Consider the following 16,151-nt stretch of genomic DNA (forward strand, 5'->3'; position numbering starts at 1 on the left):
TGAAGATAGTATTCATCAAGATGCGGAACATTGTGGAAAGATCGAAAGAATGCCTGGAATTCCTCCTACGCCAATATTCGTGGCCGTCACTCCAAAGCTAACAGAAACGGTAGCTGCCAAAGAAGAGCCGACCATACCACATAAGAATGGAAAACCATAGCGCAAATTCACACCAAAGATCGCAGGTTCTGTCACACTCAAATAACATGAAATCATAGCTGGAATTGAGATTTGTTGGGCCTTCTCATTTTTCTTTTGGAGAACACTCATCGCAAAAACAGCAGAGCCTTGGGCGATATTGGAAAGAGCGATCATTGGCCAAAGATTCGTTCCACCAAAAGATGCGACAAGCTGCGAATCGATGGCGTTGGTCATATGATGGAGTCCTGTGATGACAAGGGGCGCATAGACAAATCCAAAAATAGTCGCGAACAACCATTTTACATTCGAATTCAAACCTGCCCAAATGATATCGGAAATCCATCCGCCAATGACCCATCCAACAGGGCCTAAGATCGTATACGCCACAAGAACCGCAAGAACAAGCGAACAAAACGGAACGACGATCATGCTTACGAGAGCAGGCGTGATCTTTCGAAAGAATTTTTCAATAAAGACAAGAGCGAATCCAGCCAAGATGGCAGGGAGCACTTGCACTTGATAGCCAATCATTTCTACTTGCGCAAACCCAAAATCCCAAACAGGAATTTCTGTCGCGCCCGCGACCGCATAGGCGTTGAGAAGTTGTGGAGAAACGAGCGTGATTCCTAAAACGATTCCTAAAATTTGGGTGGTGCCCATCTTTTTCGTGATCGACCACGTGATCCCGACAGGCAGGAATGAGGGGGGCAAAAATTTCACCCAAATCGGACATGATCTTTTGAATTGGTGTTTGTTGCGATTTCGCATCGCTCTTCAACGCTTCTTTGGACACGCCTTCGATTCCAGAAACATCCACAAAATCGTTATAGTATTCTTGGACTTCGTTGCCAATAATGACTTGAAATTGTCCCGACTGGGTAAAGGTGCCTTTCGCGCTCGGTAATTCTTCGATCGTCTCTATATTGACAAGCGATGGATCGACAAGCACAAACCACATACGAGTCACACAATGCGTCACCCCTTGAATGTTTTCTTTACCACCAACGAGTATAAGGAGTTGTTTCGCTTCATCTTTGAATTTTGACATGAGTTCTCTCTCTTTCTTTTCTATTGATCTATCTTGTACGTACAAGATGTCAACCATGAAAAAAAGAAATAATTTTCCTACAAATGAGGGAATAGATTTCCTACAAATGAGGGAATAGATTTCCTACAAATGAGGGAATTCTGTTGAATTCCCTCATTTTATAATGATAAAATCCTTGTAGGAGGTCATTATTATGGAATACAAACCTCGCATTCTTGATGAACTTTTAGAAGATAAGTTAGCTGGAAAAGGTGCTGTTTTAATTGAAGGTCCAAAATGGTGTGGTAAAACAACAACAGCTGAACAGGTTGCTAAAAGCGTTCTTTACCTTGCCGATCCAAAGGAACGAGATGAATATTTGAATCTTGTAGATATAAATCCTTCCCTTCTTTTGGAAGGAAAAACACCTCGATTGATTGATGAATGGCAAATTGCTCCAAAATTATGGGATGCGGCTCGTTTTGAAATCGACCATCGAAATCAAGAAGGTCAATTTATATTTACAGGTTCTGCTGTACCAGCAGACTCTACTCAAATCGAGCATAGTGGAACTGGACGTTTCGCTTGGTTGACCATGTACCCAATGTCGTTATTTGAATCTGGAGAATCTTCAGGTTTCGTTTCTCTGAAAGACCTTTTCAATGATCCCTCTATGATATCGGCTAAAAATGATCTAAAAATCGACGAGCTCGCCTTTTTGGTTTGTCGAGGAGGATGGCCAAGAGCAACTTTCATGAAGCCAAAAATCGCTCTTGAACAAGCGTACGATTATTATGAAGCCATTATACGTTCAGATATTTCACGAGTAGATGGTATTCAAAGAAATCCAGAACGAGTAAAAAAGCTTATGCGAGTCTATGCAAGACATAGCGGTCAACAAGTCGCTTTAACAACACTTAGAAAAGATATGCTAGCTAACGATTCAGAAGGACTTGATGTCGACACAATCAACACATACATCTTGGCTCTTAAAAAAATCTTTGTGATCGAAGATGTAGAATCCTGGAATCCAAATCTTCGTTCGAAAGCTGCAATCCGCTCTTCCGACACTCGTTATTTTGTCGATCCATCCATTGCGGCAGCCTCCTTAGGAATTGGACCAACTGATTTGATCAACGATCTAAATACTTTTGGATTTCTCTTCGAGACCCTTTGTATTCGTGATCTAAAAGTTTACGCATCCGCATTAAACGGTAAGATTTATCACTATCGAGATAGTTATGGATTAGAATGTGACGCAGTCCTTCATTTACGAAACGGAGATTATGGATTGATCGAAATCAAACTTGGAGGCGAAAGACTCATTGAAGAAGGAGCTAAAAACCTTAAAAAACTCGCGAATAATTTAGATACCACAAAAATGAAATCTCCCTCGTTTCTCATGGTTTTGGTCGGAACTGGCAGCTATGCCTATAAACGAAAAGATGGGATTTTCGTAGTTCCGATCGGATGCCTAAAAAACTAGCTCTTTTGGATTCAAACTACTATATAATGAAAGCATCAGAAAGGTAGAACGCAAATGAAAACAGACTATCATCTTCACACAGCCTATAGCGACGATTCCATCTATCCCATGGAACAACTCATTCAAGACGCGATCCAACTAGGGCTCGAAGAAATCTGCATCACTGACCACGTAGACCATGGCGTTAAATACGATGCCGATGATCCAAACCGCCCAAAAGATGCGGTTTTGAACGTCGATTATCCGCGCTACTTTGACGAGCTCGCCACCCTCATTCCCCAATACCAAGATAAAATCACGATCAAAAAAGGACTTGAATTTGGTATCCAGCTTCATACGATCGACGCCTATCAAAAGCTGTTCGAACAATATCCACTCGACTTCGTGCTTCTTTCCATCCATCAAATCGAAAACCAAGAATTTTGGAACCAAGAATTTCAAAAAGGAAAAAGCCAACAAAAATATAATGAAAAATATTATGATTACTTGTACGAGATCCTCCAACATTACGATGCCTACAGCGTTCTTTCCCATTTGGATTTGATCGTCCGCTACGATCCAAAAGGCCGCTACCCTTTCGAAAACGTAAAGCCAAAAATTGAAAAGATCTTGCGCCACATCATCAAGAACGGAAAAGGAATCGAAGTCAATACTTCCTCCTTCCAATATGGATTGGACGATCTAATGCCTTCCCGAAAGATCCTAGCCCTCTATAAAGAGCTCGGAGGAACGATCATCACTATCGGAAGCGACGCCCACACCCAACAATACGTAGGCAATCATATCGAAGAAGTCAAAGCCGAACTCAAAACAATGGGCTTTCAATACTTCCATACATTCGATGCCATGAAACCAATCGCTCACCCGCTTTAAAAGAAAGGAAAAAGCAGAATTTTCATGAAAATAGAACATACAGCCATTTATTTTAACGATCTCGAAAAAGCTAAGGTGTTTTTTGAAACGTATTTTAACGCCACGCCCAACGAACTCTACCACAATCCAAGAACAGGATTTCGCTCCTACTTTTTATCGTTCGAAGAAGGAGCTCGCCTAGAAATCATGAACAAAGAACAAATGGAAGACTTGCCAAAACCACTCAACCGAACCGGCTTGGCTCATCTTAGTTTTTCTCTTGGATCCAAAGAAGCGGTCGATCAACTCACCCAACGCCTCAAAAACGATGGATATGAAGTGATCAGCGGACCAAGAACGACTGGAGACGGCTATTATGAAAGCTGCTTCTTAGACTTTGAAAACAATCAAATCGAAATTTCCGAATAAAAAAAGCGTCCTCCAGCGACGCTTTTACTTTTCCCTTCTCGAAAATTCTACAAACCGAAACTTGTCGGGCCGATGTTTTGACACCGTATAACAAAACAAAGTCGCATCCTCTAAAAAGTTGTACGATTTAACACAAACGAGCAAATCATACCCCTCCAGATCGAGCAGCTTCTTTTCTTCTTCGCTCGCCTTAACGACCGTGATCTCTTTTCGCGCAAACGCGATCGGCAAACCCAAAGTATTCTCAATATATTCATAAATCGAATCCGAAGCAATCTGCGCATCCAGACCAGGAATGATCTTGGCATTGATATAATCTTCATCCAAAATGATCTTTTCCCCATCGATCTTTCGAATTCGTTTGATCTCATACACAAAACTTTCCGGACCCACATTCAACTTTTTTTGAATACGCGCATTAGGATGCCCATACTCAAAAGAAGACACGATCGTTTTCGAATGATACCGATACGCCGATCGTTCTAGCTCTTTAAAACTTGTTAAACCCGAAACCGGAAAAGAAATCAGACCCACATCCAAAACCAGCGAACCCTTCCGCTTTTCCTTTTGAATATAGCCCGAAGACGCCAACAAATTCAAAGCCTTCCGAACCGTATCCCGACTCGAATCATACAGCTTCATCAACTCGTTTTCGCTAGGCAAATACGTCCCTGCCCCATACTCTTTTTCTTCGATCTTGCCCTTTAAATCCTCATAAATATCGTGATACTTTGCCATAGACCCACCTCTGTGCCATTATACGTACAAGAAAACCACAAAATCAACTTGTAAGCGTTTTCATAAAAGATTAAAATAGAAGAAAAGGAGATTTTGATATGACACATGAAGAAATTGCTGCCTACGTGCAACCCATCTTAAACGAAGCTTTTGAAGAAATCATGGATGACGTGACCCAAGCCAACCGGATCTCCGTGATCGCCAAGATCTACCACGAACTCTATGAGATCCCAGAAGACCGTCTCCAATGGCTCGACGATGAAGAAATGAAAGAAATGATCCTCACGATCTACTACGCTCTTTCTCGCCAGCGCCACGCGTTAACGACAGGCGTCGCCAAAGAAGTCAAGAAATATGTCAAAGCAAGCTATAAGGACTGGAAACTATTAGAAGACATGTCCTCCGATGAAGACTGATGAAGATCAGTCTTTTTTTTCATCCCAATCACGCAGGAATGATTCGATCCATGCACAAAATTGTTCGCCACTTCCTATACTTCATCTAAAAAAGGAAATGCCTACACATTTCCTAAATACACACGACGCAAATACTTCTTAGCGATCTCCTTCAAATGCTTCAAAGACTCGATCGAAGTTGGCGCCTCCTTCTCCTTCCAACGCGGAAAATACCGCGTCAAATGCAGCGGAATATTCGGATCGATGCTCGCGATGAACTTTGCCAAATTCTCGATCTCCTCATCCGAATCGTTCTTATGTGGCACCACCAAAGTCGTGATCTCCACATCCGCCTTGCTTGCCGCTCTTTCAATAAAGCGTTTGACCGTCTCGAGATCGCCCGACAAATACTGATAATATTCTTGCATGAACCCTTTCAAATCAATATTGAACGCGTCCACATACGGAAGCACTTCATCCAAAGCCTTCAAGCTCGCGCTGCCATTCGTGACCACGGCGACCTTCAAACCCTTTTCTTTCGCCAGCTTCCCCGTATCCCGGATAAACTCCCAAGACATCATCGGCTCATTATACGTGAACGCGATCCCAATATTGCCATACGGCACGAGCTCGACCGCCTTTTCAACAAGCTCTTCCGGAGTGATCGTTTCGCAACGAGCATCCAGATCCTCTTGCGCGATCTCATGATTTTGACAAAAAGGACACGCCAAATTACACCCATAACTTCCCACCGATAAGATCATGGAACCAGGATGAAAGTCATGCAATGGCTTCTTTTCGATCGGATCGAGCGCCGCCGAAGAGATCTTCCCATAATTACGATCGACGATCTTTCCATTCACATTCATGCGCCCCTTGCACCAGCCAACCTGACCATCCCGCAATTCACATTCTCGAAAACACGTTTCACACTTCATACATGCCGCACCACTTCAAAACGCTCTAACGTGCAACCCGGCTCATCCGTCAATAAACCAGCCTTCTGTTTCGCGATCGAAACTTGCTTTGTGATCGTATCGACACCCTCCAAATCCGGAAGCAATAAGCCACGCTTGCCATTCTTCGAAACGATCACTCCATACTTTTTCACATCCAGCTGACTTTCATCCTCGATGATCTCTGGTTTCCCTAACACATCCACATTGATCTCCAGCTCTTCCAGCTCCCAAGGCTGAATCGCCGGAAAACGAGGATCCCGCATCGAAGCCGCGAGCGCGTTACGCACGATCTCCGTCGCCACATTCGCCTCCGTTGGCTCCGTCGTTCCAATACAACCACGAAGCTCGCCATTTTTATGGATCGAAACAAAAACACCCGCCCTCTCTTCCAACATTTCACTCGGAAGCGAAGCCGAAGGAATCACCAACTCATTTTCATGAATCAAATCATTGATCGTATCCCGCGCCAACTTGACATACGCGTCCTCCTTCTTGATCCTCTCCTCGTACGCGTTTCGATCTTGCGCCTCAGCCATGATCAAAAAATGACGATCCAAATCTTCTTTAGGATCTGTAAACGTAGCTACGCCATAACCAACCCCAAATTCAGCCGAATGCGCCAACGCCTTCGCATCCACAGACAAGCCATCCAAAGCTCCCGCTAATATACAAAACGACTTCTGACCACAAACCATCGCCTTCTCCGCGTCCTCTTCCGAAACCTCGAGCAACCTTAAAAAATCTCCATCACCCAAGATCTCCATGATCTTCTCATCGTACTTTGGACCTTCTGGACGATAGCCATAATGCGTACCCGCCTTTTGACAATGCGAAAGATCGCCACTCGCTACGATCGAAACCTTACGTCCCAATTTCTGAGCCGCCTCTTGGATCGCCTGCCCCACTTGATAATGCACCTTATTATTCGGACCCCCAAGACCGATCCGTACAAACTTCGTCTCCGGCGCTAAAGACTTCAAAAAGTAAAGCGGAACCATCGTCCCATGATCCAAAGAACCATCTTGTTTGCCTAAAGTTCCAGCCGGAATCCCATTCTCCATGCAAATCGACTCGATCGCATCGACAAGCTCTTGATCATAAGGAATTCGAAAACGATCATACGGATCGTTGAACTGAGCAAGATCTCCCTCACCATACGCCCCCTTCGAAAGCTGAATATAATCATAATAGCTTGGCGCATGTGGAGAAATGATCACCACCGTATCCGGCTTGGCCTCCACGATCTTCTGCGCCGCCTCTTCCATTGCGCTCGTAATATTCTCGATCTTTTTTTCTTCCCCACGCCCAACATTCGGAACAATGAGAGGTGGATGAGGAACAGCGATCCCATTCAAAACTGACATAAAAAAGACCTCCTCTTTAAAACCCATTATACGCTTCTTGTTCCACATAAAAAAAAGACAAGCATAAAAACTTGCCTTAATATTTGATCGTGTCCGGATGACGGATCAAGCCTTCCTTTCTCAAAAGCTCATACACTTCATCTTTTTCAAAAGGAACCTTGTTTTTCCAATAGTCGATGAACATCGATTCCGCTTCTTTCTTTTGCGAAGAAGCTCCCTTCAAAGCCGCCTCCGCCTCGACTTGCACCCAATGCGGACGCGTCAAAGACTCGTCGATCGCCTCTTTGGCCCGCTCTTCCAGATCGATACTATCCAGCAAACGATCCAGATCCTCTTCCCAAGCCGGCAAGAAATTCAACACCCGATACGCCGTAGAAGGAAGCTCCAACTTTTCGTATTCGTTCAAAGACGCTTCATCTTCCTGCGAAACACGAATCGTCTTAAAATCATAAGGGCGAAGCTCTTCCAATTGAGCTTGACTCAGCGTAGGATCGAGATCCATGAAACGCGCGAAATATTCCGCTTCCTTTTCATCCAGATCATACTCTGTCCACAACATTGTATACGGCCTTTCCCGACTCGCATCGCATTTGACCACATACCCAAGCTCAAGAGTCGTCGAAGCGCCCTTCGTTTTCGAAACCCAAATATAAAATGTATTCAATAGTTCTTGATTCGACATAACAGCCTCCTACATCGATATATGTAAGAAAATTATATCATAATCATAAAGCCTGTTTCATCTTTTGATAGTCTTCTTCCAAAATATACACGGAAGCGCAGCCCCCGCCACACGAAAACAAACCTTTTCCTTCTTCATCCATATACACTTTATGATTTTCATCATGAAGATCGACAAACACTTTCTTCGCCAACGACAAATCGTTGACCTCTTTCTCTTTGTAGTCCGCGATCGTCAAGATCACCACGACAGGATGTTCTCCGGGCGCCAGCCAACACATCTTCTGCCCATCGTCATCGTTAAAATCCACGATCGAATCCGACAATAAATTTTTTCGGATCCAAACCATCTCCCGCAAATATGGCGTAGGCTGAATATTATCATGAGGGATCCCATAATAATCCCCATAGAACACACATGGATACTGACAACGATTCAACAAAATAAGCGCGTAAGCAGCCGGCTTGAACCACTCCGAAACCCACGACTCCAAAGCTTGACCAGGCTGCGTATCATGATTATCACTAAAAGCACACGCAAAATCCGGCTCAAGATCACTCAAAGTCCCATCAAAAATATGCCGAATATCGTAGTTGCCATTCGAATTGCTCGCCTCCATGAGCCGATAGTGCAACGGCACATCAAAAAGCTTCATACAATGCCCACTATCCTTCAAATACTCGACCAACTCATCCGTGTTGTTCGTCCAAAACTCGCCCACCGCAAAATCAGGATGATTGCCATATTCCTTCATATTTTTCAACCATCCAATAAAGAATCGCGCATCGATGCTTTTGATCGCGTCAAGACGAAAGCCCTTCACTCCCGTCACTTTCGTATACCAGCTCCCCCAGCGATACAATTCCGCCACAACTTCCGGCACCGAAAAATCAACATCCGCACCCATGATATAATCAAAATTACCACGCTCGTGACTCACATTCTCCGACCATTCTTTTCCCTCGAACTGAATGATATCGTTCCGATTCGTATTGGCATCATAATCCGTTCCCGTAAAATCATCCTTATCCCATTGAAAATCGGAATATTTACCATCCCTTTCAGGAAACGTGAATTTTGTCCATACTTTCGCATCAAAATAATCACTCGTCTTTTGATTTCGGTCTCCATCGTTGATCGTCTGCACCCGCGCCGTTTCCGATTCATCCGACCCCATGCGATGATTAAGGACAATATCGCCAATCGAAATCATTCCTTCTTTATTGATCGCGTCGACAGCTTCAATATATTCTTCTTTCGACCCATACTTTGTTTCGATAGACCCTTTGGCGCAAAACTCCCCCAAATCGTACATATCGTACACACCATAGCCAACATCCGCTTGACCTGCCTGCCCTTTATAGGCAGGCGGAAGCCAAACCATCGTAAATCCATTGTTCTTTAAGGCGTTGACTTCCTTTTTGACCTCTTTCCATAAAGATTGGTCTTCTGGTAAATACCATTCAAAAAACTGCATCATTGTTTCTTTCATATTTTTCACCATCCTAGAACCCTATTGTAGTGAATTTTTCAGAAAATTTATTTCATTTGCCCACCAAAGAATTTTGAAAGCGTCTCAGGCTGAGCGAAATGATCAAACGCTTTCTTTTCCTCGTCGCCAATGATATCGGCCGTATGGTACTGGATAAATTGACTATAGATCCCCTCCATCGGGATCCGCGTATTGATCGGTCCCGATCCTGCCATATAGGTATAGGTATCTTGATCTAGATCAACGACAAGATAGCGCGAATTGAATAAGATCTTCACGCCCTCGAGCACATCGACAAAGATCCGATTCTCGACTTCGAGATGTTTTCTTCGATCCCGCATCTTCTTGAACAAATAAATGAGCAAGAGCGCGAACAAAATGAGTAGACACCCCTCCAAGATAAAGCCGCTCCGATTGGCGTTGGAAACCATCACATCCGTAATTTGGCGAGGAAACCCTTGCACGAGCATGAAATCATAGCAAGGCACAGGCAAAACACTCACATTTTCGATCGGACCTTCTTTCTCGTTGACAAAAATCGTCTCTTTTTGATCGTTTACCGCATCTATGACTTGCCGACTATCGGAAGTGCTCATCGATTTTTGATCGAGCAAATACGGATAGAGCGGATCCCCACTCACATTGGAAGAAGAACTCGCCACGATCGTTCCATCCTTCGAGCTCAAAAGCATCGGCACGCGCACATTGAAATATTCTGTCGTCAACATCGAACGCAAATAATCTTGCGCGAAAAACAGCCCAAGAAAAAGACCTTTGATCTCGCCGCCCTCTTTGACAGGCGCGTAAAAAACGATCATCGGCTTTCCATTGATGCGGGAAGCCGACACATATTCTAGGCCACTTGCCCCAGACATCCCTTTTTAAAATACGACCGATCTTGGATCTGGCACACTTGCCCGTCGCTTGAAAGATTGTTTCCATCCCGATCGACATAGCGGACCGCGTCAAAATTCGTATGGTTTTCAAGTTCTTTGAGTGTATCGACATCAATAAGCGCGGAACTATCTCCCATCGACGCTAAATAGGCGCTGTTTTCGATCCGCTGCAGCGCGGTGTTGAACTCGCTGCCGATCCTTTCTGCGCTTTGGGCCGCGAACGATTTGGCGTACTCCTTATTTTGTTCTTGGATGCGTGTCACATTGGCAGCCATGTAATACCACAACAAGCCATAGCCGATCACGAATACGAGCACGACGATTCCTAGCGATTTCCACTTCTTCTGCCGATTCTTCATGATCTTTTTCCCTTTTTCTTTCTTTTTTTCGATACTTTTATTGTGTTTTCTCTCCGTTTTTCTGACAACAAAAAAAGCACCTGAACTCGATTCAGGTGCTCGCAATTTATTTTGTCGTCTCAAAGCTCCAGTTTTTGAACCAGCACTCTTTAAAAGCGCAAATCTTGTCCGCCAAGGTGATGATCCAGCCTTCCCGATGTTTTGGAGGCTTGATCGTCAAAGGAAACATGTGCTTTAAGATCGCGTCCTTCTCTCTTGGATCCAATCCAAAATCCCGATGCGCGTTCTTGCACGCAAAGCGTGGATGCTTGAATCCATGCCATTTATGCCAATCGGCATCTTCATGCCAATCATAAAGATAATAATCATGCAAAAGGGATGCGCGGATCAGTCGATCCTCATCGACTTTGATCTTTAAAAGATCCGCGATCTTCAAACTCGTGTAGGCGACATGACACACATGTTCATGAACGCTCACGTTTTTATGGTGTCTATATTGATGTTGTTGGAAAAAAGGGCCTTTTTGTTCCAGTCGAGTCACATGGTGGCGCACCTTCTCCTTCATCAGCTCTCTTTTCTTCGTATTCATAAGACGATTATAAGAAATTGACCCTTAACAATCAATATAAACATCATGGTATTTTAGAGGACAGATTCACACGGTCTTTATCTTTTTTGTTTCATTTTTTGCGAACGATACCGATTCATGACCGCCATGAAATCTTGTTTCCGCACTTGACAAAAATCGCGCTTTCCAAGCACGCTTAGTCCCCTCTTCTCGATCTCTTCCATCAACAGATCGGCGACTTCCCCTAACGTTTTTTTACCATCGATATACTTTTGATGGGCTTTGAGCACCATGGCTCCAAGAGTAGGAAGCTGTTCTGGATCGATGAGCTGCTCGATCAAACGCACATCCAATGGCTCCTGATCAAGAATGATTGCGTCTAAGCCTTGGGTCTTCACTTTGATCCGGTCTTTGCTTCCGATCGGACCAGGAAGCAATACACGCTTCCGATAAAACGCTTCTGGCTTTTCTTTCGTATGCGGGGAGCATAAGCTTGGATACGCCAGCGCCATTTCCTTCGCTCGATCCGTCACATTCAATGGAATGTATTGATCCATCTGGATCACAAGATCCGCCACTTCAAAGAAGGCGCCACTCGAGCCAGCCACCAAGATCGTGCTGCACCCTTCCATTTCATACAACTGCTCGATCCGATCCACCAAAGGAACGATCGGCTCTTGGTCGCGATGGACGACTTTTTGCATCAAAGCGTCCCGCACCATAAAATTGGCGGCGCTCGTATCTTCATCCATCAACAAAAGCTTGCAGCCCGCCTCAAGCGATTCACTCACAGAAGCGGCTTGCGAAGTAGAGCCCGAAGCGTCTTCGGTCGAAAAATCTTTAGTCGACTTGTGGTTTGGCAGATCGCGGATAAACGTTTCGATAAAATCGTTATGGACGCTTCGTCCATCTTCGGCGCGCGATTTGATCGCGGTAGGATCGCACACGACAAATTCACGACCATCCCCATCAATGTGATCGTAGATCCCTCGCTCTAGCGCCATCAACAAAGTCGATTTACCATGATAGCCTCCCCCGATGATCAGCGTGATCCCTTTTGGAATACCCATGCCTTTGATCTCTTTGCGATGCGGCAGCACGATCTTCACCTCCAAAGAAGAAGGAGAAAGAAAAGGCACGGCCTCTTCCATCGGCTTTTGAGAGACGCCTGATTTTCTTGGCAAGATCGAACCATTGGCCACAAAAGCGACAAGTCCTTTCTCTTTGATCGCTTCGCGCAGCGCATGCTGATCGTCCGCTAGGCTGTGAGCGATCATGAGCGCTTCCCGGTCGGTTTCACTTAATTTTTCATAAAGCAAAGCCGATTCGATCTTAGAAGGCAAATAATCAAAAAGGATACGCAAAAGCTCTAAGGAGAGGACTTTGCGCCCATTGGCTGGAAAGCCAACATGAAAGCGGAGCGTGATCGTATCCTCTTCAACTCGGATCGCGGAACGTTCCAAGACCTCTTGTTTTGGTTTTGAGATCGAGATCACACCGCTTTTTCCGCTCCCTTTGCCTCTGAACGGGTCGTCTTTGAGTTGCTTGACAAAAAAGCGAAGCAGACGATCCTCTAACGATACACGACGATATTTTGTATCGTGGAATTTTTTAGGAAACGTATTGGGCACGCGGATAGATACGTCGCTTGGCGCGGCGAACGGGTCGCCCTGCACGTGGTCGATCGATAAAATATAAGAAGGACAGGTGTATTCTCCTCTGCAGTCTTTATAGGCTGGATATCCCCGTCCTTGTATCCTTTGACAAATTTGGATCAAATCTTGTTTTGTTTTCATAAACTACACCTCAATGCATCTTCATCATAGCGTGTTTTCATGAACAAAACTTGTATTATGACTTCAATAACAATTAACACCACAAATAATCAAAATACATTTTATTTTGCGCTTCCCAGCTCGCTTCATTGTGTTTCCCATCCGGAATGATATTGATTTGAGAAAGGGCGGGCTTTGTGATCGAAGCAAAATGATCTAAATACGAATAAAGCGTCTGGCTATCCCGGCTCATTTCTTGATCGCCAATGCTCAAATACAAACGCGTATCGGGATGCAGCCAATCCTCCCCCACCTCTTCTTCGAGTTCTTTGGCGCATAAAATCAAAGAGGGCGAAAGACAAGCTGCCTTCGAAAAGATGCGGTTATAACGGATTACGCCATAATATGCCATCAATCCTCCCATCGATGATCCGCCGATCCCCGTGGCCTCGCGCGAAGGCCATGTCCGAAAACGCATGTCGATCATAGGCTTAAGCGTATGAACAAGCCAGTGCATGAACAATTCGCCATTGCCCTTGAGCGGTCCTAAAAAAGAATGCTCCTTGGGATAAGGACAATATTCATGAAGGCGGTTATTGCCTTCATGATCGCATTCGATGCCAACGATGATAAATGGCTTCTCATACGTGGATAAAAAGGCCTCTAGACTCCAGCTTTTGCCATATGTCGCGTCTTCATCGAAAAACAAATTATGACCATCGAGCATATACATGACCGGATATCGCTGGTCGCTTTGATCATAGTCGTCTGGCAAATAAATGTGCAAAGTCGTCATTCGATGCAATTCTTCGATTAAATATGGTTGTTTTAAGATCATACTCATGAATTCCTTTCTTTTAAGCGCTTTCTTTTCTTTCCTATTCTCTATTATACGGGTAAAAATAAGAAAAAAAAAGAATACAGAACATAATACAATTCATGAAATGTCTATGCATCGTGTGAATTCTAATCTTTCTTTAAACAAGCTAGCACTCTTGTTGATATGTTGCTAAAAACAAGTATAATAAAGACATTCCAATTAGAGGAGAAGTCTATGAATAAACAAAAAAAATCGCTATACAACTATTATTTGATCGCTTTGATCGTGGTCGTTCTCCTGAACTGGGTCTTGTTCCCTTTTCTAAGCTCGCAAAGGATCAAGGACGAATCTTATTCGACCTTTTTAGATCAAGTCGAGGAGAGAAAAGTCGATAAAGTCCAGATCCAGGACAACACGATCTCCTACACGCTCAAAGGAGAAGACCAAAAGTATGAAACGGTCGCGATGAACGATCCAGATCTTGTCAACCGCCTGAAGCAATCGGGCGCCACGTTCGCGCAGATCCCGACGAGTCAAATGAATCCGATCCTCGTTTCTTTGATCTCCTTTTTCTTGCCTCTTGTGATCTTGTATGGACTTGGCACATGGTTCTTTAAACGCATGCAAAAGAAGATGGGCGACCTGCCAGATCAAATGTCCTTTAGTCAAGGCGGCTTTGGGATGGGAGGCCTAGGCAAATCGAACGCGAAAGTCTACGTCGGCGAAAAAACGAAGACGACCTTTAAAGATGTAGCCGGACAAGAAGAAGCGAAAGACAATCTTAAAGAGATCGTCGACTTCTTGAACAACCCGGCAAAATATAAAGAGATCGGCGCCAAGATGCCAAAGGGCGCACTTCTTGTCGGCCCTCCAGGCACAGGGAAAACCTTATTAGCAAAAGCCGTCGCTGGAGAAGCGGGCGTTCCATTCTTCTCGATCTCAGGTTCTGAATTCGTTGAAATGTTCGTTGGTCGAGGCGCGGCCAAAGTGCGCGATCTATTTAAGCAGGCCCGCGAAAAAGCCCCATGCATCGTCTTTATCGACGAGATCGATACGGTCGGTAAAAAAAGAGATTCTGGGGGAATCACCGGCAACGATGAACGCGAGCAAACGCTCAACCAGCTCTTAGCGGAAATGGATGGTTTCGATGGTTCGAAAGGCGTCGTACTTTTAGCCGCGACCAACCGTCCGGACACCTTGGACCCTGCCTTGACACGTCCTGGTCGTTTTGACCGCCGGATCCCTGTCGAGCTGCCAGATCTAAGAGGGCGGGAAGCGATCTTGAAGCTACATGCGAAAAACATTAAGACCTCTTCAGAAATCGACTACAACGCCATCGCAAGGGCGGCTGCCGGCTCGAGTGGGGCCGATCTTGCCAACATCATCAACGAGGGCGCTCTTTTAGCCGTCCGCGATGGCCGCAAGCAAGTCACGCAGCGTGATCTTGAAGAAGCGATCGAGATCGTGATCGCTGGCGAACAAAAGAAAGGGGCTGTCATTTCGCCAAAAGAGCGGATGATCGTCTCTTATCATGAAATCGGCCATGCGCTCGTCGCGGCCAAATGCAAAAACACGGCGCCTGTCCATAAGATCACGATCATTCCTCGTACAAAGGGCGCTTTAGGCTATACGATGCAAGTCGAAGAAGAAGAAACGAACTTATTGACGAAAGAAGAAGCATACCAGCGGATCATGACCTATTGTGGAGGAAGAGCGGCCGAAGATCTTGTCTTCCATTCGATCACAAGCGGCGCGAGCAACGATATCGAACAAGCCACAAAGCTTGCGCGGGCCATGGTCACTCGCCTTGGAATGTCGGAAAATTTTGGAATGACAGCCTTAGAGACAGTCAACAACGCCTACTTAGGTGGAGACACGACACTAGCTTGCTCGAATGAGACAGCGGCCAAGATCGACCAAGAAGTGATCGACTTGATCAAGAAAGCGTACAAAGACGCGTATTCGATCTTAGATGAAAATAAGATGAAGCTGCACGATCTTGCCAAATTCTTATATGAGAGGGAAACGATTTCAGGCGAAGAGTTCATGGAAATCTTGAACAAGCCAGCGCAGATCCCGTCTTCTCAAAGCGAAAACTAAAAAAAGAAAGCATTTGAGGATACATCTGGAACGAAAAAAGTCAATAATGGATGTAAGATAGAAATAGA

General features: G+C 44.8%; 16 protein-coding genes and 1 pseudogene. 5 read left to right on the forward strand and 12 right to left on the reverse strand.

What is annotated here, in order from left to right; genetic code table 11:
• Positions 1-15: 15 nt before the first annotated feature.
• Together BO225_RS12025 and BO225_RS12990 are read right to left on the reverse strand one after the other, a co-directional pair.
• On the reverse strand, positions 16-801 hold the full coding sequence (locus BO225_RS12025) for a PTS transporter subunit EIIC (RefSeq protein ID WP_233120305.1): 786 nt from the start codon (positions 799-801) through the stop codon (positions 16-18).
• Between the two features lie 310 nt (positions 802-1,111).
• A pseudogene (locus BO225_RS12990) lies at positions 1,112-1,246 on the reverse strand (hypothetical protein); the annotation flags it as partial.
• Positions 1,247-1,382: 136 nt separating this feature from the next.
• On the opposite strand from BO225_RS12990, the gene BO225_RS06945 reads away from it, so the two are divergent.
• Genes BO225_RS06945 through BO225_RS06955 form a run of 3 tightly spaced genes read left to right on the forward strand, consistent with a single transcriptional unit; the run spans position 1,383 to position 3,935 of the window.
• Positions 1,383-2,654, forward strand: coding sequence for an ATP-binding protein (locus BO225_RS06945; RefSeq protein WP_076341532.1), 1,272 nt, complete (start codon positions 1,383-1,385; stop codon positions 2,652-2,654).
• Positions 2,655-2,708: 54 nt separating this feature from the next.
• Positions 2,709-3,527, forward strand: a complete 819-nt coding sequence (locus tag BO225_RS06950) for a histidinol-phosphatase HisJ family protein (RefSeq protein WP_076341533.1) — start codon at positions 2,709-2,711, stop codon at positions 3,525-3,527.
• A gap of 24 nt (positions 3,528-3,551) precedes the next feature.
• Positions 3,552-3,935: a VOC family protein gene (locus tag BO225_RS06955; RefSeq protein WP_076341534.1), complete on the forward strand. Its 384-nt coding sequence runs from the start codon at positions 3,552-3,554 to the stop codon at positions 3,933-3,935.
• 24 nt (positions 3,936-3,959) lie between these two features.
• Here BO225_RS06955 and treR read toward each other — a convergent pair whose 3' ends face one another.
• Positions 3,960-4,673, reverse strand: a complete 714-nt coding sequence (treR, locus tag BO225_RS06960; protein WP_076341535.1) for a trehalose operon repressor — start codon at positions 4,671-4,673, stop codon at positions 3,960-3,962.
• A gap of 98 nt (positions 4,674-4,771) precedes the next feature.
• Here treR and BO225_RS06965 point away from each other — a divergent pair, with 98 nt between their 5' ends.
• Positions 4,772-5,089, forward strand: coding sequence for a hypothetical protein (locus BO225_RS06965; protein ID WP_076341536.1), 318 nt, complete (start codon positions 4,772-4,774; stop codon positions 5,087-5,089).
• A gap of 101 nt (positions 5,090-5,190) precedes the next feature.
• Here BO225_RS06965 and amrS read toward each other — a convergent pair whose 3' ends face one another.
• The 9 genes from amrS to BO225_RS07010 all read right to left on the reverse strand — a co-directional run bounded on the left by amrS (position 5,191) and on the right by BO225_RS07010 (position 14,007).
• Complete coding sequence (gene amrS, locus BO225_RS06970) at positions 5,191-6,006, reverse strand: AmmeMemoRadiSam system radical SAM enzyme (RefSeq protein WP_076341537.1); 816 nt, start codon at positions 6,004-6,006, stop codon at positions 5,191-5,193.
• Positions 6,003-7,391, reverse strand: coding sequence for an AmmeMemoRadiSam system protein A (gene amrA, locus BO225_RS06975; protein WP_076341538.1), 1,389 nt, complete (start codon positions 7,389-7,391; stop codon positions 6,003-6,005). Before amrA ends, amrS begins: the two co-directional genes overlap by 4 nt.
• Before the next feature lie 76 nt (positions 7,392-7,467).
• Complete coding sequence (locus tag BO225_RS06980) at positions 7,468-8,073, reverse strand: hypothetical protein (RefSeq protein WP_076341539.1); 606 nt, start codon at positions 8,071-8,073, stop codon at positions 7,468-7,470.
• Positions 8,074-8,116: 43 nt separating this feature from the next.
• On the reverse strand, positions 8,117-9,565 hold the full coding sequence (locus BO225_RS06985; RefSeq protein ID WP_198936112.1) for an alpha-amylase: 1,449 nt from the start codon (positions 9,563-9,565) through the stop codon (positions 8,117-8,119).
• A 47-nt stretch (positions 9,566-9,612) separates the two neighbouring features.
• A complete protein-coding gene (locus BO225_RS06990; RefSeq protein WP_143356789.1) occupies positions 9,613-10,440 on the reverse strand; it encodes a hypothetical protein in 828 nt (275 codons plus the stop codon).
• Positions 10,419-10,820, reverse strand: a complete 402-nt coding sequence (locus BO225_RS06995) for a hypothetical protein (RefSeq protein WP_143356790.1) — start codon at positions 10,818-10,820, stop codon at positions 10,419-10,421. Before BO225_RS06995 ends, BO225_RS06990 begins: the two co-directional genes overlap by 22 nt.
• Before the next feature lie 106 nt (positions 10,821-10,926).
• Positions 10,927-11,409, reverse strand: a complete 483-nt coding sequence (locus BO225_RS07000) for an HD domain-containing protein (RefSeq protein WP_076341542.1) — start codon at positions 11,407-11,409, stop codon at positions 10,927-10,929.
• Positions 11,410-11,486: 77 nt separating this feature from the next.
• Positions 11,487-13,184, reverse strand: a complete 1,698-nt coding sequence (locus BO225_RS07005; RefSeq protein WP_076341543.1) for an ABC-ATPase domain-containing protein — start codon at positions 13,182-13,184, stop codon at positions 11,487-11,489.
• A gap of 73 nt (positions 13,185-13,257) precedes the next feature.
• On the reverse strand, positions 13,258-14,007 hold the full coding sequence (locus tag BO225_RS07010; RefSeq protein WP_233120306.1) for an alpha/beta hydrolase: 750 nt from the start codon (positions 14,005-14,007) through the stop codon (positions 13,258-13,260).
• A 210-nt stretch (positions 14,008-14,217) separates the two neighbouring features.
• On the opposite strand from BO225_RS07010, the gene ftsH reads away from it, so the two are divergent.
• A complete protein-coding gene (gene ftsH, locus BO225_RS07015; protein ID WP_076341544.1) occupies positions 14,218-16,083 on the forward strand; it encodes an ATP-dependent zinc metalloprotease FtsH in 1,866 nt (621 codons plus the stop codon).
• The last annotated feature ends 68 nt before the right edge of the window (positions 16,084-16,151 follow it).

The sequence above is a fragment of the Dubosiella newyorkensis genome, from assembly GCF_001945605.1.
Taxonomy (GTDB): Bacteria; Bacillota_I; Bacilli_A; order Erysipelotrichales; family Erysipelotrichaceae; genus Dubosiella; species Dubosiella newyorkensis.